Source organism: Bacillus sp. FSL R5-0576, from assembly GCF_038004765.1.
GTDB lineage: Bacteria > Bacillota > Bacilli > Bacillales > Bacillaceae > Bacillus > Bacillus subtilis.
In genome coordinates this window covers 3916111-3937204 of record NZ_JBBORU010000001.1, presented here as the reverse complement: position 1 = coordinate 3937204, position 21094 = coordinate 3916111, and the positions used below count along the sequence as shown (strand labels likewise).

25 protein-coding genes and 2 pseudogenes are annotated in these 21094 nt (G+C 37.2%); 15 read left to right on the top strand and 12 right to left on the bottom strand.

The window, feature by feature from the left end; all coding sequences use genetic code 11:
- The first annotated feature begins 5 nt into the window (after positions 1 to 5).
- The 8 genes from NX903_RS20190 (at position 6) to NX903_RS20155 (ending at position 8256) form a co-directional block, all read left to right on the top strand.
- The gene (locus NX903_RS20190; protein WP_072174271.1) at positions 6 to 530 is read left to right on the top strand and encodes a conjugal transfer protein; all 525 of its coding nucleotides are present in this window, start codon (positions 6 to 8) and stop codon (positions 528 to 530) included.
- Entirely contained in the window at positions 418 to 2913 is a 2496-nt protein-coding gene (gene conE / locus NX903_RS20185) for a VirB4-like ATPase ConE (RefSeq protein ID WP_144486889.1), read from the top strand. The genes NX903_RS20190 and conE overlap by 113 nt, the downstream gene beginning before the upstream one ends.
- A gap of 17 nt (positions 2914 to 2930) precedes the next feature.
- Positions 2931 to 3257 (top strand): YddF family protein, encoded by a 327-nt coding sequence (locus tag NX903_RS20180; RefSeq protein ID WP_049635835.1) that lies wholly within the window; start codon positions 2931 to 2933, stop codon positions 3255 to 3257.
- 3 nt (positions 3258 to 3260) lie between these two features.
- Positions 3261 to 5708 carry a transposon conjugation system subunit ConG gene (gene conG, locus NX903_RS20175; protein ID WP_086343486.1) on the top strand — a complete coding sequence of 816 codons (2448 nt, stop codon included), beginning with the start codon at positions 3261 to 3263 and terminating at the stop codon, positions 5706 to 5708.
- The gene (locus NX903_RS20170; RefSeq protein ID WP_032730587.1) at positions 5705 to 6694 is read left to right on the top strand and encodes a bifunctional lytic transglycosylase/C40 family peptidase; all 990 of its coding nucleotides are present in this window, start codon (positions 5705 to 5707) and stop codon (positions 6692 to 6694) included. The genes conG and NX903_RS20170 overlap by 4 nt, the downstream gene beginning before the upstream one ends.
- Positions 6695 to 6708: 14 nt before the next feature.
- Positions 6709 to 7215 (top strand): hypothetical protein, encoded by a 507-nt coding sequence (locus NX903_RS20165; RefSeq protein WP_080624172.1) that lies wholly within the window; start codon positions 6709 to 6711, stop codon positions 7213 to 7215.
- A 62-nt stretch (positions 7216 to 7277) separates the two neighbouring features.
- On the top strand, positions 7278 to 7658 hold the full coding sequence (locus NX903_RS20160; RefSeq protein ID WP_086344570.1) for a DUF4467 domain-containing protein: 381 nt from the start codon (positions 7278 to 7280) through the stop codon (positions 7656 to 7658).
- Between the two features lie 229 nt (positions 7659 to 7887).
- Entirely contained in the window at positions 7888 to 8256 is a 369-nt protein-coding gene (locus NX903_RS20155; protein ID WP_144486887.1) for a hypothetical protein, read from the top strand.
- 32 nt (positions 8257 to 8288) lie between these two features.
- Here the strand turns inward: NX903_RS20155 and NX903_RS20150 are convergent, their stop codons facing one another.
- Positions 8289 to 9803, bottom strand: a complete 1515-nt coding sequence (locus NX903_RS20150) for a recombinase family protein (RefSeq protein WP_250635005.1) — start codon at positions 9801 to 9803, stop codon at positions 8289 to 8291.
- 204 nt (positions 9804 to 10007) lie between these two features.
- Complete coding sequence (namA, locus tag NX903_RS20145) at positions 10008 to 11036, bottom strand: NADPH dehydrogenase NamA (protein ID WP_144486883.1); 1029 nt, start codon at positions 11034 to 11036, stop codon at positions 10008 to 10010.
- 149 nt (positions 11037 to 11185) lie between these two features.
- Here namA and NX903_RS20140 point away from each other — a divergent pair, with 149 nt between their 5' ends.
- Positions 11186 to 11518 carry a winged helix-turn-helix transcriptional regulator gene (locus NX903_RS20140; protein WP_077670820.1) on the top strand — a complete coding sequence of 111 codons (333 nt, stop codon included), beginning with the start codon at positions 11186 to 11188 and terminating at the stop codon, positions 11516 to 11518.
- Between the two features lie 165 nt (positions 11519 to 11683).
- On the opposite strand, the gene NX903_RS20135 is transcribed toward NX903_RS20140, so the two are convergent.
- From NX903_RS20135 to NX903_RS20120, 4 genes are all read right to left on the bottom strand, one after another.
- A complete protein-coding gene (locus NX903_RS20135; RefSeq protein ID WP_144486881.1) occupies positions 11684 to 11884 on the bottom strand; it encodes a DUF255 domain-containing protein in 201 nt (66 codons plus the stop codon).
- 71 nt (positions 11885 to 11955) lie between these two features.
- Positions 11956 to 12873 (bottom strand): DMT family transporter, encoded by a 918-nt coding sequence (locus tag NX903_RS20130; RefSeq protein ID WP_086344552.1) that lies wholly within the window; start codon positions 12871 to 12873, stop codon positions 11956 to 11958.
- Positions 12870 to 13286, bottom strand: a complete 417-nt coding sequence (locus tag NX903_RS20125; RefSeq protein WP_086344551.1) for a MerR family transcriptional regulator — start codon at positions 13284 to 13286, stop codon at positions 12870 to 12872. The genes NX903_RS20130 and NX903_RS20125 overlap by 4 nt, the downstream gene beginning before the upstream one ends.
- A 149-nt stretch (positions 13287 to 13435) precedes the next feature.
- Positions 13436 to 13675 (bottom strand): DUF255 domain-containing protein, encoded by a 240-nt coding sequence (locus tag NX903_RS20120; protein ID WP_086344550.1) that lies wholly within the window; start codon positions 13673 to 13675, stop codon positions 13436 to 13438.
- A 252-nt stretch (positions 13676 to 13927) separates the two neighbouring features.
- Between NX903_RS20120 and NX903_RS21005 the strand changes: the two genes are divergently transcribed.
- Together NX903_RS21005 and tet(L) are read left to right on the top strand one after the other, a co-directional pair.
- On the top strand, positions 13928 to 13990 hold the full coding sequence (locus NX903_RS21005; protein ID WP_010886645.1) for a tetracycline resistance efflux system leader peptide: 63 nt from the start codon (positions 13928 to 13930) through the stop codon (positions 13988 to 13990).
- A gap of 33 nt (positions 13991 to 14023) precedes the next feature.
- A complete protein-coding gene (gene tet(L) / locus NX903_RS20115) occupies positions 14024 to 15400 on the top strand; it encodes a tetracycline efflux MFS transporter Tet(L) (protein ID WP_086344549.1) in 1377 nt (458 codons plus the stop codon).
- Between the two features lie 105 nt (positions 15401 to 15505).
- Here tet(L) and NX903_RS20110 read toward each other — a convergent pair.
- The 3 genes and pseudogenes from NX903_RS20110 to NX903_RS20100 form a co-directional block, all read right to left on the bottom strand.
- Positions 15506 to 15665: pseudogene (locus NX903_RS20110) on the bottom strand (DUF255 domain-containing protein); the annotation flags it as partial.
- Positions 15666 to 15934: 269 nt separating this feature from the next.
- Positions 15935 to 16501, bottom strand: a complete 567-nt coding sequence (locus NX903_RS20105; RefSeq protein ID WP_086344548.1) for a dihydrofolate reductase family protein — start codon at positions 16499 to 16501, stop codon at positions 15935 to 15937.
- Between the two features lie 158 nt (positions 16502 to 16659).
- The gene (locus NX903_RS20100) at positions 16660 to 17016 is read right to left on the bottom strand and encodes an MmcQ/YjbR family DNA-binding protein (RefSeq protein ID WP_086344547.1); all 357 of its coding nucleotides are present in this window, start codon (positions 17014 to 17016) and stop codon (positions 16660 to 16662) included.
- Between the two features lie 407 nt (positions 17017 to 17423).
- On the opposite strand from NX903_RS20100, the gene satA reads away from it, so the two are divergent.
- Positions 17424 to 17945, top strand: coding sequence for a streptothricin N-acetyltransferase SatA (satA, locus tag NX903_RS20095; RefSeq protein ID WP_014481497.1), 522 nt, complete (start codon positions 17424 to 17426; stop codon positions 17943 to 17945).
- 68 nt (positions 17946 to 18013) lie between these two features.
- Here satA and NX903_RS20090 read toward each other — a convergent pair whose 3' ends face one another.
- On the bottom strand, positions 18014 to 18616 hold the full coding sequence (locus tag NX903_RS20090; protein ID WP_042976971.1) for a YczE/YyaS/YitT family protein: 603 nt from the start codon (positions 18614 to 18616) through the stop codon (positions 18014 to 18016).
- 1 nt (position 18617) lies between these two features.
- Positions 18618 to 19058, bottom strand: a complete 441-nt coding sequence (locus NX903_RS20085) for a GNAT family N-acetyltransferase (protein ID WP_024573074.1) — start codon at positions 19056 to 19058, stop codon at positions 18618 to 18620.
- Positions 19059 to 19177: 119 nt separating this feature from the next.
- Between NX903_RS20085 and NX903_RS20080 the strand changes: the two genes are divergently transcribed.
- The 3 genes and pseudogenes from NX903_RS20080 to NX903_RS20070 all read left to right on the top strand — a co-directional run.
- Positions 19178 to 19630 (top strand): MarR family transcriptional regulator, encoded by a 453-nt coding sequence (locus NX903_RS20080; RefSeq protein WP_003226875.1) that lies wholly within the window; start codon positions 19178 to 19180, stop codon positions 19628 to 19630.
- Positions 19631 to 19776: 146 nt separating this feature from the next.
- Positions 19777 to 20439 (top strand): MBL fold metallo-hydrolase, encoded by a 663-nt coding sequence (locus tag NX903_RS20075; protein WP_003226877.1) that lies wholly within the window; start codon positions 19777 to 19779, stop codon positions 20437 to 20439.
- Positions 20440 to 20446: 7 nt separating this feature from the next.
- Positions 20447 to 20589 (top strand): annotated as a pseudogene (locus NX903_RS20070) (LysR family transcriptional regulator); the annotation flags it as partial.
- Positions 20590 to 20613: 24 nt separating this feature from the next.
- On the opposite strand, the gene NX903_RS20065 reads toward NX903_RS20070, so the two are convergent.
- Positions 20614 to 21093: a DUF2798 domain-containing protein gene (locus NX903_RS20065; RefSeq protein WP_086344546.1), complete on the bottom strand. Its 480-nt coding sequence runs from the start codon at positions 21091 to 21093 to the stop codon at positions 20614 to 20616.
- Between the last annotated feature and the right edge of the window lies 1 nt (position 21094).

Genomic DNA, 21094 nt, shown 5'->3' with positions numbered 1-21094 from the left:
TCTGAATGGGGCGTCTGGTGTTCAACTACCGGAAAGCAATGAGAGAGCCGAAAAAAATTCAGCAATTAACCGAAAATTATTCGTTACCCTTTGCAGTTGAGTTAATACCGGCTATTAACTATTTCATTTTTGTTGGCCTATGCTTTGGGTTCTGGTACGGCGTGAGGATGATTTTTCCTCACGCTTTTGATAATAGTTACGTCATCGTGATTTTTGGAATACCATTTTTTTTAACGATGCTTGTGACGAAAATAAAGCCGGAAGGCAAAAACATCTATTTATATTTCTTTGATTTCGCAAAATATTACTTCTTCATCAAGCTTCCACAAAAGAAGTATTGCAATGACCGAAAGGTTGATTTAAGTAACGAAAAACAAATTGAGTTTCAAAAACTTGTGAAGGTGGTGGATTATTCAAATGAGACTAAAAACGCCTATGAAGGCAATACACAAGAATTTACTGTTAACAAGAACGGGCGACGTGTGGGCGTACTACCGAATAAAAAGCAATTCGATTCCTATGCAAAATAGAGAAAAAGTTGAATCGTATAAGAAGAAGTGGCAGCATCTTTTTGAAGAAATTACATCTTATGAGGATTTTCACTTGATGATGTATCCAAGTGAGTATGAATTAGAAAAACGATTTAAGGATTTAGAAACAGATATTGCCGCAGATGCAATAGATGTGACACGTTACTACAATGAAGAAACGGTAAGGCTGTTAGAACAGCGATTAGGAAGGCTGACAAAGTATGACTTCATTTTAGGTGTAAAACTGAAAAGCAGTCTTGTAAATATTAGTGTCGAACTTAAAGACAATATATTATCTTTTTTCAATACAGCGACTGATACAGTCGTGAAAATGCTCGGGTGGGAACAAAATGTTTCCACCTCTTTTTTTGAAAAATATGAGGAAGTCGAAGAAACACTAGCGAATATCATGGCTTCTGTTCGCGGAGAACGGCTTTCAGAAACAGAAATGACATACATTAACCGTTATCACTTTGTACGTGGGTTAAAGCACCAAACGAATGAAGAAAGTGAGATAAAGGATGTTCGCTCTATTACAAACACGATCATAGACCCCACTGACCCATCAGTATTGCATTTGCATAGTGATCAAGATGAAGGCTATTCAGCTTTTGTCGTGATTGACGAATTTCTTCACAATATGTCGGAAAGTGATTTGTTTTATGAAGCACAGTCTCTTCCCTTCCCTGTTGAAGTTCAGATGAAAATTCAAACGGAATCAAAGTCCATTACCAAGCCTGCCCTCAACCTCAAAAGACAACAATTGAAAGAAGAACAAAAAGAACAACAAAGCACAGGCGATCGAAGTGATGTTTCCACTGTCACAAGTGCCACAATGATAAGGCATTTACAAGATGAAATAAAGAAAGAAGATGTGCATGTGATGAACTGGCTGTCAGTGATAGTCGTTCATGGAAAGACAAAAAAAGAATGTGTGGGAAAAGCAACGATTGTCAAAAGGCATTTAAAAGGCGCTGGCATTACTTGTCGGCTTCCGGTGGCTGATCAACTGAACCTTTTTTATAAAATGCTTCCTGGTGAAAAGTTAGACATAACCGATAAGAACTGGATTCAAAAAACAACGCAAGACGGTGTGGCAGAAAGTCTGTTTGCTGTTAACTCTGATATTGGTTCGAAAATCGGGTTCTTTCTCGGTTGGGTTGATCGTTTCCAAGAGCACACCGACTTAGAAAGTGCCATTATGTCCAGCCGTGATTTTGTCTTATTCCACCCTTTCTTAGCGAATCAGCAGTTAAAAGGTTCAAAGACACGTTCTCCTCACTGCTTAATCACAGGAGACACAGGAAACGGCAAGTCATATCTAGCAAAATTGATCTTTAACTATATCAGCATGTTAAACATCAAATCTTTGTATATAGACCCTAAAAAGGAAATGAGAAAGTGGATTCAAAGAGTCTTGAATGATGAGTACATTAGAGAGAACTTTCCCTTATATATTGCACATTTAGAGAAATACAACTATATCACGCTAGATCATGAAAACACGCACAACTGGGGAGCACTTGACCCTATCTCCTTCCTCCCTCCTATGAAAGCAAAAGAGCTAGTTCAAGTCATTTTTGAACAAGTATATGACTTTAAAGGGAAGGACGACATAAACACAGCTTTCCTTCGTGCTACGTCAGAAGTAATTGATGCAAAACAAAAAGGCGAACAGGTCGGTTCGCTTGATATTATTCGGAAGATGCAGAACCATCCGGAAGAAGCTGTACAAAAAGCTGGTGACTATTTAAATGAGGTTGTGCAAGATTCCATTTTGAAACTTTGTATTCATGATGGCTCCAATCCTGCATTGTCACTTGAAAAACGAATCACCATTTTAGAAGTTGAAAATATGGATTTGCCAGATCATGCTGAGCGACTTGAAAACTACACCATATCACAATTAAAGTCTAGTGCTGTCATGTTTGCACTCGGTAAGTTCTGCGAACTATTCGGCATGAATCCAGACGAACAGACAGTTGAATTTATAGACGAAGCGTGGATATTTACCACGTCACAACAAGGAAAAAAAGTAGAAAGACAAATGCGCCGGATTGGTCGTTCATACAACAATGCGGAATACTTCATTTCCCAATCCACAAAAGACGCTTTGAAAGAAGAAGATTCCGGAAACTTTGGTGTTGCCTTCGCCTTTGACGAACCAAATGAACGTGAAGAAGTGTTGAAGTGGATGAATATGGAGGTCACAAAAGAAAACAAAAAAATGATGGAATCCATGTTCCAAGGTCAATGCTTATTTAAAGATTACTATGGTCGTACCTCCAAAATTTCAATTGAATGCCTATTCGAAGAATGGCAAGGTGCTCTGAAAACAGTTGAGAAAAAAGCTGTCGCATATGCGGAAGAAAAATATTTGTAAAAGGGGTTGAATTGTACATGGAAATAGCTTTCTTAAACTCGCTTGTGGTCACGAGTCCAGGATTTTATAAAGCTGAAAAAATTACACTGGACGAAGTAAAACGATGGCTAAATCATTATGACGGTCGATACAAAAGCTTCATCGGGCATAAATCAACAGCGCAGTTCCTGCAAAAATTATTGGGTATCAAGATTGAACAAAACCGAAAGACTTTCAGACATATGAAATATCAAAAAGCAATCTGTTTCTCTCTGTATGAACGATATCCCGAAAATGTGCTGTTAACGCAAAGAGACTTAGAGAAAGCAAGGTACCAATTTTATTTATTAACTCGATTAGATTAGGAGGTGGCTGTAATGAAAAAGAAAAGGATACTGATTGTGTCTGCTATCGTGTTGCTGTTTTTAACTGTTGCTTCAGCTGTAACGGTATTTTCGGCTGATGGAGATACAACGACGCAACCAAAAGTCGAAAAAGCTGGCGGTGTGGAATTGAAGGTGAAAAGGTTTCCTATCTCACGCTATCAAGCGAATAATGAAGCATCTGACGATTTAATCAAGGGGGCGTTTGTTGGGCTGACAAACGTCACTTTTTCTTTTGCGGGAAACATTGTCCGTGTGGTTGATGCGGGGATGGATATTTTGTATAACTTGCAACCGATTGACGAATTCGCAAATTCTATTACAAACGTCTCTAAAACAGTTTATAAAACACTGAAAAAGAATTTCGGTGAAGCTTTATTTATTTTCACGTGCGCCTATGTTGTCTACCTATTCTGTGTGAGAGGTAGCGTAAAAGAAGCAATGCGGCGGAGTATTCTATTTATTTGTGTTATGGTGATCGGTGGGCTTTGGATGTCGAACGCTGGTTATTACATGAAAGCGTTGAATGCCTTGTCTGTAGAAGCGCAAGGAAAGCTTTTAACTGCGGGAAATGGATTGGTTGGCATTGTTCAAGATGAAGGCAATTTTGCAGACAGTTCAGCGATTGAAAAAGGAAAAGAAATGGAAGGCACGGTTGCGGTTATGCGTAATCTTTACTTTGACATTGCTTTAATGAAGCCTTTTTTAATTGTGAATTTTGATGAAACAAGCGAAAAGAAAATCAATGAGAAAGATACAGATAAAGGCGGACTTAATCGTATAGATAAACTGCTTTCTTATAAGCTTTCAGAGGATGGAGAAAAAGATAAAAAAGATTATATAAAAGAGACTGAAATTGATGATTATAAAAATGAATCTATGACTTCTGGAAATGTGTTTAATCAGCTGGGAGAGTCTTTTATCGCTGTGGTCGCTTCTATTGTCATTGGGATACCATTTTTAGCATTAGCGTTCTTTAATTTCTTGCTTCAAGTTGTCGCTTTAGTGATAGTTTTCTTTGTGCCATTTGCTTTCATCCTAGCGTATGTTCCTCAATTAGCTTATTCGGGATTTGTTACGCTTGGTCGCTTGGGGAGTGTTTACCTACTGAAAGCAATGTTAGGGATTATCGTTCTGTTTGTGTACGTGACTTGTTTTATCGTTGACAAGTTAATACCGCCAAATGGTTTTGGAATGTATCTTTTAAATGTTGCTGTCCTTGCTTCAATCTTGTGGATTGGTTTTCACAAGAGGGATGCCATTATCAAGTTTGTGACTGCTGGAAAAGTTGTTTCAGTTGATAATAATATGATGGAAAACATGAGACAAAACATTGTTCAGCCTGCTTGGGAACAAGCGAAGAAAATAGGTGGAGTATGGGGTAACGGAGGCGGTGTATTTACTGACTTTACAAAACATTTTGGGGGAAGAAAAGACGGTTCGAATGCTGATGGCGTAACTGGTGCTCCAAGTGGTGGCGGTAATTCACCGAGTGGGGCTGCTATGGGATATGATAATACTCATGCTATTTCAAGAACCCCGCAAAAAGAAACAGCTAACGGAATAGCTAATCATAACAGTCGAAGCTTAAAACGAAATCCTCAAACTCTATCGAAAGAACAAGAAAAGCAAAAACAAAAAGAAGCCTTTGCAAATGCAAAAGAAAATAAACAGCAATCCCATTTAGACAGATTGAGAAAAGACGGGATAAACTCTCCTATGCTGAAAGATGCTTTGAATGAAGGAAATGAGGATTTATCCAAACGAGCACCTATCTTGCAGGATAAAAAAGATGAATCAGCACGAACAGATCAAAAAGAATATTTGGAACAGCTTCATAAACAGACCAATATCCAGCAACAAACTGACGATGCATCATTACAACATGAAGAAGAATCTACTTCTAATCGTGCGCCTGTCTTACAAGAGAATGAAAAAGATACAGAACGTACTGATCAGAAAGCGTATGTTTATGACGAACAAAATCAGAATCTTGAAACAGATCAGCAACAAAATTTTGAAGTCCAGAAAGATGATTCTGTTTCCAATAGTGAGCCTGTAGCACAAGAGAAAACAGCAGAAATCAAACGTTCAGATCAAAAAGTCATGATGAATCAACCTGAACCGCAGTTCGGTTTTGAAAGTCCTCAATCTACAAAAGTAGAAAATCAGCCTATTGCCAATAACGAACGTGAAATCAGACCATCTGAACCCGCAAAAAGTCATTCAGATGGTATTCGTGTTGATGAAAAACAGGCTGTTGCTCCTGCTGAAAATAAGACTGTATCAAGAGAAAAACAGCCTTCATCACAAACAATTAAACGGACTGAACAAAGCGTTAATTCATTTGACCAAGTGTCTTTGAATGAAATTGCAAGACGCTCTTCATCAAAAGTAGAAGATCGACTGAGAAGGGATGAAAGAACAAGATGATAAGTAAAAAGGTAGTTCTTCCTTTGGTATTCTCGGCTCCTTTTATCTTCTTTTTTGTTTTATGTATCGTAGTGGTTATGACGATTTCAAGAGAAAATCAAGTCGGGGACGATTTTATAGGCGGCGGGGATGGCGAATATGAAACAGTTGGAATTGCGCCGGAAGTGGAACGATTTAGAGCAGTATTTGAGAAATATGCCCGTCAAGAAGGCGTTTTTGACCAAGTGAATATTATTATGGCGCTCACCATGCAAGAAAGTGGTGGGCGTTCTTTAGATATCATGCAAAGTTCCGAAAGTATCGGCTTACCTCCCAACTCCATAACTGACCCAGAACGTTCGATTGAAGTCGGCATTAAACATTTTAAGAAGGTTTTTAAACAGGCTGGTGGTGATGTTCGTTTAACCTTACAGGCATACAACTTTGGTTCTGGATTTATAGACTATGTCAAAAAGAATGGCGGGAAATACACAAAGAAATTAGCACTTGATTTCAGCCGATTGCAAGCTTTTAAAATGGGCTGGAAAAGCTACGGTGACCCAAGTTATGTTGACCATGTCATGAGGTATGTGAAAGGCTCTGATAAAAATGTGAAGCCTGTGAATGGCTCTATGGATTTCTATGAAACGGTCATGAAAGAAGCTTTGAAATATGAAGGGCAACCGTATGCCTGGGGAGGTTCAAACCCGAAAACTGGATTTGATTGTTCAGGCCTTGTTCAGTGGTCTTTTGCGAAAGCTGGAATCACTCTTCCTAGAACAGCACAAGAACAACATGGGGCAACAAAGAAAATAAGTGAAAAAGAAGCGACTGCGGGTGACTTAGTGTTCTTTGGCGGCACATACGAAGGAAAAGCCATTACTCACGTCGGCATCTATGTAGGCAATGGCAGAATGTTTAATTCAAATGACAGTGGAATCGAATATTCTGATCTGAAATCAGGTTACTGGAGAGATCACCTTGTATCTTTTGGACGCATTAAATAACTAGGAGTGAAAACATGAAAACACATATTGCATGGGCTTCAGCTTGTTTATTATTGATATTGCTGACTGGATTTTTTACGAATGGACAGCAAACATATAAGATTGAAAAGTTAAAAGATAAAAATGAAGTTTTGAGCGATAAAATTAAGGAATTGAACCATATAGAATCAACAAGTAGCGCTTCGGAAAATAAGGCATTTTTTGAAGCGTTTTTTAATTATTCCGACATAGATAAACGATATGAAACAGTTAAGAAGCACACAACTGGAAAAGGGTTTGATTATGCATTCCCTTCTCGCTCTGATCAAAAGCACACAGTCAGCGTGCAAAGTGAATTACTATCACTAGAGAGTTATTCAAAGCCGTTAGATGAGTCTCATGAATTGTTTTTAAACATTGTTGAAGTCGCCACAACTGCAAATTCAGTCACTACGAATCAAGTGTTAATTGTACAAACGACTATGAAGAAAGAAAAGGATGGTTGGTTAGTCGATAATGTGCAGGTTAAGGGAAATGGATAAAAGGTGGAAAAGATCAATTTGTTTGTTTATACTAAATATTGAAAAAGGAGGTAATGTTTATTTTGAAAAACCTTTTTATTTTCCTTAGTTTGATGATGGTGTTTGTTTTAACTGCATGTGGTGGAAGCAAGTATGATGATGCGATTGATGATGTAATTAGCCAATATAAAGAGCATAAAGGAAATGACACAGAGATAAATATTAAAAGAGAGAATGCGATTGTTAGAGTCTATGAAGGGGGCAAATATATTCAGTTTGCATTTTATATGCCGGATAACTCTTCACGTGAATTAACAACATTTAAGTATTATGAAAAAATAGGAGATAAATATGAAAAGATGACTGATATGCCGGGGAATGGAGAAAATGATCGACTTGGCTTATCAAGGAAAACACCAGATTATGAAGAAGCAAAAGGTGAAGAGACAAAGTTAGAGGAGTAAACCGTGTGTTTACTCCTCTTTTTTTAGTTTGATTAACACTTTGCATCAGAAAGCCCGCACGCAATACCTTTTTTATTTTCGCATTTGCATAGATGTCAGATGACTATAACATTATTTCAGTCACTGCTGTTCCTTAACCGTTATAACGAGTACGGATAAGTAAATGATTATCCTTTTTTCCATAGTTTAGTACAATAGAGGTATTCCAAATAAATGAGGAGGTAATCAAGTGGTTAGTAAATTAGAGATTGATTCTTTAGTTGAGCGTTTAAAAAGCGATGCTTCAGATCATAAAGGTGAAGATGCACATAGTTGGGGTCTTTATGATTACTTAGAACAAATATTAGAGGATGATGTTTTAATTCATCCTGCTGCAATCGGTTCAGCGAAACAAGCAGTGGATAAAGGTCTTAATTCATTAAGCGATGCTCAGTTAAAAGCATTAGCACTTGATATGTTAGAAAATAATCTATATATGGAAGAGTGTCCTAATGAGTGGTGTGGTGAAAAAATAGCATGGGGCGATATGAGTATTGCATTATGGGAAGGACAATGTTATCACTGTGTAAATCAGCAAGAAAAAGTAGAAAATGAATAGTAAATCAGCAAGCCCTTAATTAAGGGCTTGACTTATTCAGCCCAATCAATTTTGATTTCACGATGTTCTTTATTATTTCCTATAGGGTGGTACCATATTATCTTTTTGATAAAAGACATCAATTCATTATTAAGCTGCGACTCATCTAATTCTGACCAATTATTGAGAAAGTGATCTAAGTATTCGATGAATGATTCTTTGTATTTTATCTTATCTTCTTTTGATGTTTCCTTTAATTTGGTTAATTCTTTTTGAAGATTATCCAATTCAATTGATCGGATAGTTTTTCTCTCTTTAAAGTCACTGAGACTTATTAAGTCTTCTTCTAATTGAAGTTGGAGCATTTGTAATGCTTTTTCGACTTTTTTAATTTGTTGTTTAATGCTTTGTATCTCAATTTCAGTTGTATCAATGGCTTCGTTTGCGTCTTTTAGTTTTTCAAGCTCTAACTGTATCTGATCCTTTTTCATTCTTATATTATTTATAATTAATTCCATCATTATATTATATTGTATTCCACCATTAATGCATTTTTCGCCAAGTGGGTTTCTTTTTCTACATGATTGAATTACTCTCATGTTATTTCTATCTTTACGTATAGTAACTGAGTGAGTTCTTCCACATAAACCGCATACAATTAAAGAGGATAATCCGTGTTTTCTCATTTTGGCTCTAGGGTTAAGTAACTTTCGTTTATCTAAAGCTTTGTTTGCTTTGTCCCACGTATCTTTATCTATAATGCAGGGTTTAACAGCATCTTTAACAACAATCCACTGATCTTGTGGTCTTATTTTTCCGTTTGTTTTATTTCTTCCTTTCAACCGATTAGCAACAATCCATCCTTTATATATCTCCGATCGAATCATTCTGACAATGCTTTGACCGTGAAAAAACTTCCCATTGTTTGTTCTGTATCCCAATTTATTTAGTTTTACTGCTATATTATCAGCACCTATGCCATCAATAGTCATTTGAAATGCGAGCTTTACAGCTTTTGCTTTCTCTTCATCAATTTCCAATTTTCTTTCTAAACGGTTATAAATATATCCGTAGTTGGGTGTGCCATTTGACCAGCGACCCATTTTTGCACTGTCTTTTTTTCCTTTTCTTAGTTGGGCTTTTATATTCTCGTACTCCCAATTGTTAACGAACCCAGTAAATTTTAATGCTTGCCAGTCCTCTTGTACTTCAAGATCATATACTCTTTCACTATCAGTGACAAAGAGTATGTCATCTTGGCGTAAAAGGTTCATGAATTTAGGTGTCTCTGCATCATCTCTTGTAACCCGTGCTAAGTTAACTGACAAAACAGCGTCAAATATGCCATCAGTGAGTTTGTTAATCATCCTTTGGTATTCAGGTCGCATTTCATCCATTGAACTCCCAACTTCTTGGAATATTTCATACTGCCAATTGTTTTTATGAGCAATATCAAGAAGTCTTTTTCGATGTTTTGCCAATGTTTCTTCCGTTTCTTCGCCCTCTTTATTTCGTGACTTTCTTAGATAAATGGCTACTCGCTTGATTTTGTTTTTTAACTCCAACACCTCATCACCCTTTATGATTTCCTGAATGTAATATAATTCTAGATTATCATAATTATAGGTGTGTAGCTATACGAACTTGGCACCCACAAATTGTTATTGCACAAAAGTAATATTATTGAAAATAACAGAAGATAAATAATGCTAGTAATTATGATTTTATTAAAAGATAAAGAGCAAACCTAATCAGGTTGCTCTTTTTAAGTATTATATCCACACTGAACCATGGCGAGTATATTGAACGGGTGCTTCAATTTGTTCATTTAATTCTTCTGCGGCTTTTCTTGGCCAGAATGGATTCTTTAGTAACTCCCTTCCTATAAATATTAGATCGGCGCGATTATTTGTAAGAATTTCTTCTGCTTGTGTGCCAGTTGTAATAAGCCCAACTGCTCCTGTTGCTATTCCAACTTCATTTTTAATTTTCTCAGCAGCTGGAACCTGATAATTTGGATATGAATCAACTGATACAGGGGCAATGCCGCCTGAACTGCAATCAATCAAATCTACTCCTTGTTCTTTCAGGCGTTTTCCAAAATAAATAAATGTGTCTGGAGTATTTCCTCCCTCTTTATAGTCAGTACTAGAAATACGAACAAAAAGTGGTCCTTTCCATTCTTTCTTCACTTCATTTATGATTTCCTTTAAAATTTGATAACGTTTTTCTTTACTGCCTCCATATTCATCTTCACGTTTGTTGGAAAGAGGAGAAAGAAACTCATTTAATAAGTAACCATGGGCGGTATGAATCTCAAGAATATCAAAATTAGCCTCCCGTGCCCGACGTGCAGCGTCTCTAAAGGCTTGGACCACTTGTTTTATACCATCCCTACTCATTTCTAAAGGGATTTTTGAATTTTTATCAAACGGTATTGCAGAAGGAGCAATAGGTTTTACACCTTCTAGGTTACAATTGCGACCTGAGTGTGAAATTTGAGCGCCAACTTTTGCACCGAAAGAGTGAAGCAGGCTGGTTAACTCTTTCAATCCTTGTATTTGAGAGTCATCCCAAATTCCTAAATCACCCATGGCTATTCTTCCATTTGCAGTAACAGCTAGTGATTCAGTCATAATTAAACCTACTTGTCCCAAAGCCCTGCTAGCGTAGTGCACTCTATGAAAATCAGAAACTTTACCTTCTTCATTTGCTGAGTACATACACATTGGAGACATAACAATACGGTTTTTAAGTTTCACATCCTTAATGTAGAATGGAGAGAAAAGCTTTGAACCCATAATAGACACTCCTTTTTTATAAATATTATTTCTTGCATCTCCAATCATAAATGAATTATATTTTTGTGGTAAGAACGCACATTTTTGTAGTATAGAAACAAATTTGTATTATAGTATCAATTTTTATACTTAAAGAAAGAGGGATGTAGATGAGTGGTAAAGTCTGTCCGGATGAATCAGCATGTCCTGTTGCAGTAACAGTTAATGTTATAGGAGGTAAGTGGAAGGCGCTTATCTTATATCACCTTCTTTCTGGTCCAAGAAGGTTTAATGAATTAAGAAAATTACTTCCAGATGCAACACAACGAATGTTAACACTTCAATTAAGAGAATTAGAAGGTGACGGGATTATACATCGTGAAATCTATAAACAGATTCCTCCGAAAGTGGAATATTCTTTAACAAAATTGGGAGAGAGCTTAAAGCCACTAATTTTAGTTATGAGGGATTGGGGTGAAGAATTTGAAAAGACTAAACTTTAATATCTGATTTGAAAGGTAATATTTTGTCTTAGTAGAGAGAGAATAGTCGAAAGACTATTCTATTTTTATTTTAAGTTAATTTAAGAGATGTGGCTGCACTGGTGAGCAGGAAAACCAATGGTGAATAGATACTGGAAACACCGTTGATACAGTTATATTGAATTCTTATTTTAGTGTAGCTATACGAACTTGGCACCAATGACAAGTCGAATAACCGATGCTGACCAGAACCGGCTTGTTTTCGCGTTTTGCTTTTTCAAATGCTTCTTCTCCCCAAGGGAACCAGTCCACAGGGTTGTGGGCGTGTTGAAGTAAATAAGGAGACTTCTCAGCGATTAATCTATTGGGTTTACTTTTGTTTGGCATGGGATCACCTTCTTCCTATAATTAGTGTATATTTAACTTAACACATTTTCTCAAAAATAATCCCTATTTCTTTATATAGCTGACTGTTCTTTAGTATTGTACTTAGGACTACGTATTACCCCCGAAGCGGTTAAAACGCCTAATATAACTAACACAGCCCCAATAACTTGAAATACCTTTATTGGTGTTCCAACGGCAAATGAAATAATCATCGTTACAACGGGAACAAGGTTGAAAAATAAAGATGTTTTACTAGCCCCAATCTCTTTAATCCCCTGATTCCACCATAGGTAACCCAAAACACTTGTAAAGAAAGCCATAAAAGCAATTGCCCCCCAAACTCCAATCGGGATGTTCGATAAAGAAACAGGTTTGGATGTAAATAAGGAAACTACTATTAAACTAACAGCACCGATAACCATCGTATAAGTGGTTGTAGATAGCGGTGTACCATCCTTTACAAACCGACGTCCAAGTACGCCATAAAGTGCCCAACAAACGTTACCTGTAAAGATTATTAAGTCTCCTCCTGAAATTGATAAGGTTTTAATGGTTTCGATAGAACCTTGTGTAATGACTAACAATACACCGATGAATGCAAAGAATATGCCGAGTACTTGTTTTTTTGTCATGTTGTCCTTTAAGATAATTCGAGCGAGAATTGCTGTTAATAAAGGATTCAGCCCCATTATTAATGCTCCGTTAACGGGAGATGTATATTTTAAACCAACGAAAAACAAGGCATTAAATCCAAAGATTCCTATAATTCCAAGAACAATGTATGAAACGGCGTTTTTCTGTAATTGACTCTTCTTTATACCTTCAGTAAAAATCAAAATGATGAGCATCACCGCAGCAGCTAAACCGAAACGCCATGCCGCAGAAGACGATGGAGAAAAATATCCAACCGTATATTTTGCAAGATTAAAAGTAGCTCCTGTAAAAATAGAGAAGCCAAGTAACATCAGGTATATATTTAAATGTTTCATTTGTTTTCCACTTCCTCTTTCAAAATTGAGTAATATGTATCCAGTTTTCCTTTTGTCGTAGAAATCACTTCTTCTAGCTCCCTTTTTTTAATTTCCATTTTCTCTAAGTGCTTGATTAAAATCTCAATACGTTTATTTATAGATGGGGAGAGTTGTGCCGATTTAACATCCGAATTGATTTTTTCCAAAATGCATCCGTCTTTGACAAACTCATTAATATCCTCTAAAGACATACCTGTTTCCTTTAAACTTTTCAGGAATAACATGAACTGAATATCAGTCTCCGTATAAAAACGCCTTCCACTGTTTTTTCGTTTTGGTGGTGGAAGTAACCCAATCTTTTCGTAATATCTTAATGTATACGAACTAATACTAGTCTTCTCAGCAGCTTTACTAATGGAATACAACAACATCATCCCTCTCATTTAATTAAAGTTAGTTTACAATTTAGAGTTAACTCTAAGTCAAGCAAATAAAAAAAACTGCTACCGCATGGTTACGGATTGCAGGTTTTAAAAATGAATGACATAAAAGGTAGACTGTATTGTTTGAACAAATAGTATTATCGTTTAAAATGGCTTCTGTTATCTTTTAATGGAGTTCCACACGATTTGATTATCCCAGGCCACCAATGACAAGTCGTCGGATGACCGATGCTAACCAGAACCGGCTTGTTTTCGCGTTTCGCTTTCTCAAATGCTTCTTCTCCCCAAGGGTACCAGTCCACAGGGTTGTGGGCGTGTTGGAGTAAATAAGGAGACTTTTCAGCAATTAATCTATTGGGTTTACTTTTGTTTGGCATGGGATCACCTTCTTCCTAAGTTGGTTATATTCAGGTTACCACAGTTATCCTAAACAAATACAATAACTGACTGCTTATCGATAATTGTGATGTGAAAATATAAACTAATGTTTCATTTTGCCACTTGAGATAAATGTGAATAACGTTTTTCCTTGTTTCGCAATCTGGTCAAATTTTTATAAAAAAAGTAAAAGTTTAAACCTTAGTCTATATATAATAAGATCATATCAATCAAATGTAGGGGGAGTTATTATGAAGTGCAATAAAATGAACAGGGTACAATTAAAAGAGGGAAGCGTATCAATGACCCTATAAACTGCGTCTGCCTTCATTAATGGAGGGGAAATTGTGAATACGTCTTATTCACAGTCAACTTTACGGCACAATCAAGTTTTGATTTGGCTTTGTGTTCTATCATTTTTCAGCGTATTAAATGAAATGGTTCTGAACGTCTCATTACCTGATATCGCCAACGATTTTAATAAACTGCCAGCAAGTGCAAACTGGGTGAATACTGCCTTTATGTTAACCTTCTCCATTGGAACAGCTCTATATGGAAAGCTATCAGACCAGATGGGCATCAAAAATCTGCTTCTATTTGGGATTATGGTAAATGGCTTTGGGTCGATCATTGGATTTGTTGGACACTCTTTCTTTTCTATACTCATTCTAGCCCGGTTTATTCAAGGGATTGGTGCAGCCGCATTCCCAGCTCTTGTGATGGTTGTCGTTGCGCGCTATATTCCAAAAGAGAACAGGGGGAAAGCATTTGGCCTGATCGGGTCCTTAGTAGCAATGGGAGAAGGTGTTGGACCAGCTATTGGGGGAATGGTTGCTCATTATATCCATTGGTCGTATTTGCTGCTTATTCCAACTGCAACAATTATCACCGTTCCATTTCTTATAAAATTGTTGAAAAAGGAAGAGAGAATAAGAGGACACATTGATATGGCAGGGATTATATTGATGTCTGCAGGTATCGTATTTTTTATGCTGTTTACAACATCTTATAGATTTTCTTTTCTGATCATCAGTATCCTTGCTTTCTTCATATTTGTGAAACACATTAGGAAAGCTCAGGACCCTTTTGTTGACCCTGAATTAGGGAAAAACGTCTTTTTTGTGATTGGAACCCTTTGCGGAGGACTAATATTTGGTACAGTAGCAGGATTTGTCTCTATGGTTCCTTACATGATGAAAGATGTTCACCATTTAAGTACTGCAGCAATTGGAAGCGGCATTATTTTCCCCGGAACAATGAGTGTCATCATCTTTGGTTACATTGGGGGATTGCTTGTTGATCGGAAAGGTTCCTTGTATGTACTAACTATTGGAAGTGCATTGCTTTCTTCCGGCTTTTTAATCGCTGCCTTTTTTATAGATGCAGCACCATGGATCATGACAATTATAGTAATTTTTGTTTTTGGGGGGCTATCTTTCACAAAAACAGTTATATCTACAGTTGTGTCTAGCAGTTTGAAAGAAAAGGAAGCGGGCGCTGGAATGAGTTTGCTTAATTTCACGAGCTTTTTATCAGAGGGAACGGGTATTGCGATTGTAGGCGGTTTATTATCTATCGGCTTCCTAGATCATAGGCTGCTGCCTATTGACGTTGATCACTCTACCTATTTGTATAGCAATATGCTCATACTTTTTGCAGGAATCATTGTTATTTGTTGGCTAGTAATCTTGAATGTATATAAACGTTCGCGGAGGCATCGCTAAATGAGTGAAAGGATCAATCTTGTGAAAGTAATCCAAGGTTGATCCTTTTTTGTAAAATGAATAAACATGGCATCAATAGCATGTTCTTTAGATTAGCCATCGTTAGCTATACCCCATAGATACGAGAACAGGCTTGTTTTCGCGTTTCGCTTTTTCATATGCTTCTTCTCCCCAAGGGAACCAGTCCACAGGGTTATGAGCATGTTGAAGTAAAATTAGTAGACTTCTCAGCCAATAATCTATTGGGTTTATTGTTAGTGGGCATAGGATCACCTTCTTTCGTTTTTTTATAAACACAAAACTTAGCCGATTTACTTAAAAGAGGGAGAATGAAATATAAAATAATGTTTAATTATGTTAATGCGTCCTTTCCAGTCTTCTTCTTTTAATACAAGAGAATGGATATTTTTAGCTCTGTTAAAGTTGATAATTCAATAGTATTAAGGAGAACCATTGGATTCCCCCTTTAGTTCAATAAGAAAAATAACTGTCGAGTGTTACCTTACAATGTATATTTTGGAGGGAAAGATTTTTTTAGCCATTCCAATGATAAACGATTTGCACAACGCCAGAGGAAAATGTTCTTGTATTCACCATTTTTAAATTTATCCTCTGTTTTACATCAATAAACAACGGTTTTCCTTCTCCCAAAACAACAGGGTGAATAGATAATCTAAATTCATCAACAAGCCCCAAATTTATAAAAGTTGTAATGAGACTCGCTCCACCATATAGCCAGATGTCTTTGCCAGACTTTTTCTTCAATTTATTTACTTCTTCAAGAATATTATCATTTATAAATATGGCTTGATTATCAATCTCATTTTGTGTTCTGGAAAAAACATATTTCTTTTTACTATGAACCAATTTCCAAATTTCCTTTTCTGTATCAGGGTCTTCATTTTTTGGAATATATTGTCCCCATAAATCGTAGCTTTTTCTGCCATATAAAATAGTATCAATTTGATTTAAGAAATCAGTAAACCCCATATCAGGGTCCATAATGCACCAATCAACTTCTCCATTTTTCCCTTCAATAAAACCATCTAAAGTAACTGCTAAATCTAAAATGATTCTTCTCTGTTTTAAGTTATTTGTCATAACTATTCATCCTTTTCCATAAGAAGTTGGTAGAAATTCTTCTCCCACTCACACACCAGATCGACTAAGTTGCGTTTATGGACAAAGTGAAGAACAATATCTAAAATGAAAGTGCCCACTACTCTCCGCAGCTCGATTAGCAGGAACACTCTTTATCTTCACTTGGTTAAATGAAAGCTCTGCTCGATTAAGTTATAGATTTCGCCTTCTGGATCTGTCCGTTCTAAAACAATTGAAATCCAATGTTCCTTATCCATATGATATCCGGGTAAGATATTTTCCCCGTTTCTTAAGCTATCACTTATGTCAGGGGGACATTTTAGATTTAGAATATCTATTTCGCCATGACCATCCAAGCCTAATTTTTCTGGGAGAACATTCATGATAAGACCGTACCATTTTTTGTTTGATGTATGTCTCAAAGAAGCATAGTTTGGGTATTTCTCCCACGGGTAATCAGGCGATGTACCGTATTTTTCTTTGACGTGTTTAAAGATATCTTCTCTTGTTAACATACTCAATCACTCCTTTATTCACTCTACTTTCTTCTTGAAAAAATCAAAGAGCGATCCTTGGTTGTCCTTTGGATACTTCAATAGAGATGTCACCAATGGCAGAAGCTGTGTCAAAGCTTCCTCTCTCCACGGATACTAGTCAACAGGGTTGTGGGCAGTTGAAGGAAGTATGATATTTCTCATTGAGTTTATTGTTAGTGGGCATAGGTTCATCTTCTTTTCTCTTGTTTCTATTCCTTTTTACTGTACCACAAGCCTCTGTTGAAATACCCCATTAAGACAGTGAAATAGAAAAATCGCTATATATAAAAGGTAATGGATGCTGTTCTTTTAAAGAGTGCCCTTTTGGAAGCTGTTATCGATCGAAACGAGTATGCTAATATAATCTCGTTTAGGAGGGGATTGATATGATCAAGAAAATGACTCAAATGAATTTGAAAGATTTCAATAAACCAAACGAACCTTTCGTTGTTTTTGGGAGAATGATACCTACTTTTGAAAACGGTGTTTGGACATATACTGAGGAACGATTTTCTAAACCTTATTTTAAACAATATGAAGATGATGAAATGGATGTTAGTTATATTGAAGATGAAGGGAAGGTTGTCTTTTTATATTATGTTGAAAACAACTGCATCGGCCGGATTAAGATTCGTTCTAACTGGAATGGGTATGCACTAATAGAGGACATTGCCGTTGCAAAAGACTATAGACAAAAAGGCGTTGGAACAGCATTATTACATAAAGCGATTGAGTGGGCAAAGGAGAATCGCTTTTGTGGTCTTATGCTTGAAACACAAGATATTAATGTTTCAGCTTGTCGTTTTTATGCCAAACATCACTTTATAATAGGTGCAGTTGATACGATGCTTTATTCCAACCTTCCAACAGCAAATGAAATTGCGATTTTTTGGTACTATAAATTTTAATTTATCATAAAATTATTGAACGAAACGTAGCTTGTTTTGCGTTTCGTTTTTTCAAAGAAGAGGTTTTTTTAACCCCTTCTTTTTTTTGATAAGAATTGTTTTTCCACAATAGGCATAAAAACGTGAAGGATCATTCCTCCCAAACAGACGGTTAATAGGGTTCCGATGCCGATAGGGCCTTTAAAGATGATGGCTAATACTAAGAAAAGAGCGTATACCAATGTTCTTGAAAACAAGATTGTTCTTTTGGAGAGATCTCGGATAATAAGTGTTAAATGATCGATGGGTGTTGATGCGAATTTCGTCTGAAGATAGATGGCTGTTCCAAGACCGATGAGCACCAAACCAATTCCGAAACAAATCAGTTTGCTTAACAACGCGTTTAGATAGAGGGTGTTTTTTACAACAAACAACCAAAGATCAATGCCTATTCCAGTAATGAATGCTGTAATCAAGCCCAGCAAAATAGGTTTTTTTCTCGTTAATATAGCGTTGCAGATTAAGAGGATCACAGAAATAAGGACCTCCCAGCTTCCTACGGTAAGTCCGACTTCTTTTGACAGACCCACCAAAAGGGCATCGAAGGGTGATGTGCCCAGTCCTGATTGTATGGTTAAGGAAATGCCCAAACTTAATATGAGTATGCCTAATCCGTAAAAAATATATTTCATGTTAAATCCGCGATATGTCTTTTGTCATCAGGACGTGAGGGATGCCGTCTTCCATAAATTCCTGTGAAGAAATCTGGTAGCCCAGTTTTTGATAAAAGCCTGCTGCTTGTGTTTGACCATGCAGCTTACATGCAGTCAGTCCTTTTTCTTTTATGATTTCTTCTAACCCGCTTACGATGACTTTCCCCAATCCATACTTACGGTAAGGTTTTAGGATGCAGATTCTTTCCAGCTTTGCTGTATGGTCAACGATGCGCACACGGCCCGTGCCGACAGGCTGATTCTCATGATATACCAAGACATGCTGGCATTGTTCCTGGAGCGTATCAAATTCATCGAACTCTTCGGATTCCGATACATGTTGCTCCTCAATGAAAACCGTCTTTCTAATATTCAAAGCTTCATGTAAATCAGCTTCAGTTGTTATTCTTTTTATATTCATTATGAATCAATCCTTTTCTGATATTAGTCTGGACTGTACAGCACGCATGTGGTCTTATAATAGTAAGGTTAAAACATTTTTGTTGTAATTGCAACAAAAATACGTGAGGGGTTTTAGGAATGAATGATATTTTGCGTGAGATCGGCATGATAGCAAGAGCGTTGGATTCCATAAGCAACATCGAATTTAAAGATTTAGACTTAACAAGAGGGCAGTATCTCTATCTCGTGCGTATATACGAAAATCCGGGAATTATTCAAGAAAAATTGGCGGAAATGATAAAAGTGGACCGGACAACGGCCGCGCGGGCCATTAAGAAGCTGGAAATGCAGGGATTTATTCAAAAACTGCCGGATGAGCAAAATAAAAAAATAAAAAAACTGTTCCCGACTGAGAAAGGGAAAAAGGTATATCCATTGTTAAGAAGAGAAGGAGAACATTCCACGGAAGTGGCCTTGTCCGGTTTTACTTCAGAGGAAAAGGAAACCATTTCTGCACTCCTTCATAGAGTGAGGAAGAATATAGAACGTGATTGGGAATATGTGAAGAAGGGGAACAAAAGGGATTATTAATGGACAACGTTAACAAGTTGAGCTGATGCTGGCGAAAATCGGCGTTTCCTCTCAAGAATCCAGTCAGCTCGAGCGTGGGTGAAAATAGTCCGTTCACTTCTGTTTTCTTTAAAACTATCAAAAAATTTCCACAGGAGATGGTTTGCGTGAATTTGAGACAACTATCAGAACATGTCTTTCAATGTGAATTTGAGCTTGATGTGCCTCTTCGTATTCCGGTTCATACCTGGTTTATCAAAGATGGTGATGATGTTTATATTGTTGATACGGGAATAGAACGTTTTGCTGATGCTCAAATTAGGGCAGCGTTAGCGATCGGCAATCCAAAAGCCATTTTGCTTACCCATGGCCACAGTGATCATATCGGGGGTGCATCAAAATGGTTAGAGAGATTTGATATTCCGATTTTTGCGCACCAGAAAGAACTAAAGTACATCAATGGGGAAGAGCCATATCCGAACAAAAATGAAGTGGAGAACACAGGGGTAGCCCATATTGTACAGCCGCTGACGGAGCAAACGCTTGCTCATCTGCCTCTGAAATACTATTTAACACCTGGCCATTCGCCGGGGCATGTTGTGTATTATCATAAAATCGATCGTACGCTATTGACGGGCGACCTTTTTATCACAAGTAAGGAGGATTTACACCCACCTATAAGAAGATTCAGTGTTGATATAAATGAGAACATCGACAGCGGCTCAATCATAGATCAAATCAAACCAACGCTCATTTGCTCTTCACATGGCGAAGAAATCCTTTATAACGAAGAATTGTATAAAAACTATGTGGTAAGGTATAGGGATTAATGGAAGTGAAAAACATAAGCTGAAAAATCTCCAGCATGGTGAAGCCCTCGATCCGATTTACTCACACCCAAAAAGAAAAAATGGCAGCTGCCTGCCGCAGAGGCTTTTGCGGAGCTTGTTTTACATTCGATTCATGAGCAAAAGGAGTGAGTGTCAGGCTCACTCCTATTCTATTTAAATTGCGGCTGTGAGCTTTGGTTTTACAAATTTCATGAAAATCCCTCTGACTAATGGGCCCATAATCAGTAATTGCAATGGATAGGCCAGGATGAAATTTTTCAACACAATCATAAGATAAGCACTGAAGAGGCCGTCCCCGTTCAGCCCATTTGCTAGAACCGCTGTCACTAAACCGAACACAGACATACAAAGTACCATGCCAATCACCATACAAGTTGACATGGCAAGGATGACATAAATTTTTTTAGTCTTGTCGAACGGCATGCGGAATGCAATCTTCTTGGCGAGGGGGCCCACTAACAGTAAATCTAACAGGAGGGCGACCATAAAACCGATGACCATTTCAAAAACGGTCATCAGTGAAAAATCGTGGATGGCTCCGTTGATGATGGCATTGTAAATCGACATGACGCAAACCATTCCAAAGCACATCATCACGCCAAATATAAGGCCTTCTTTTTTATTTGCTGGCATA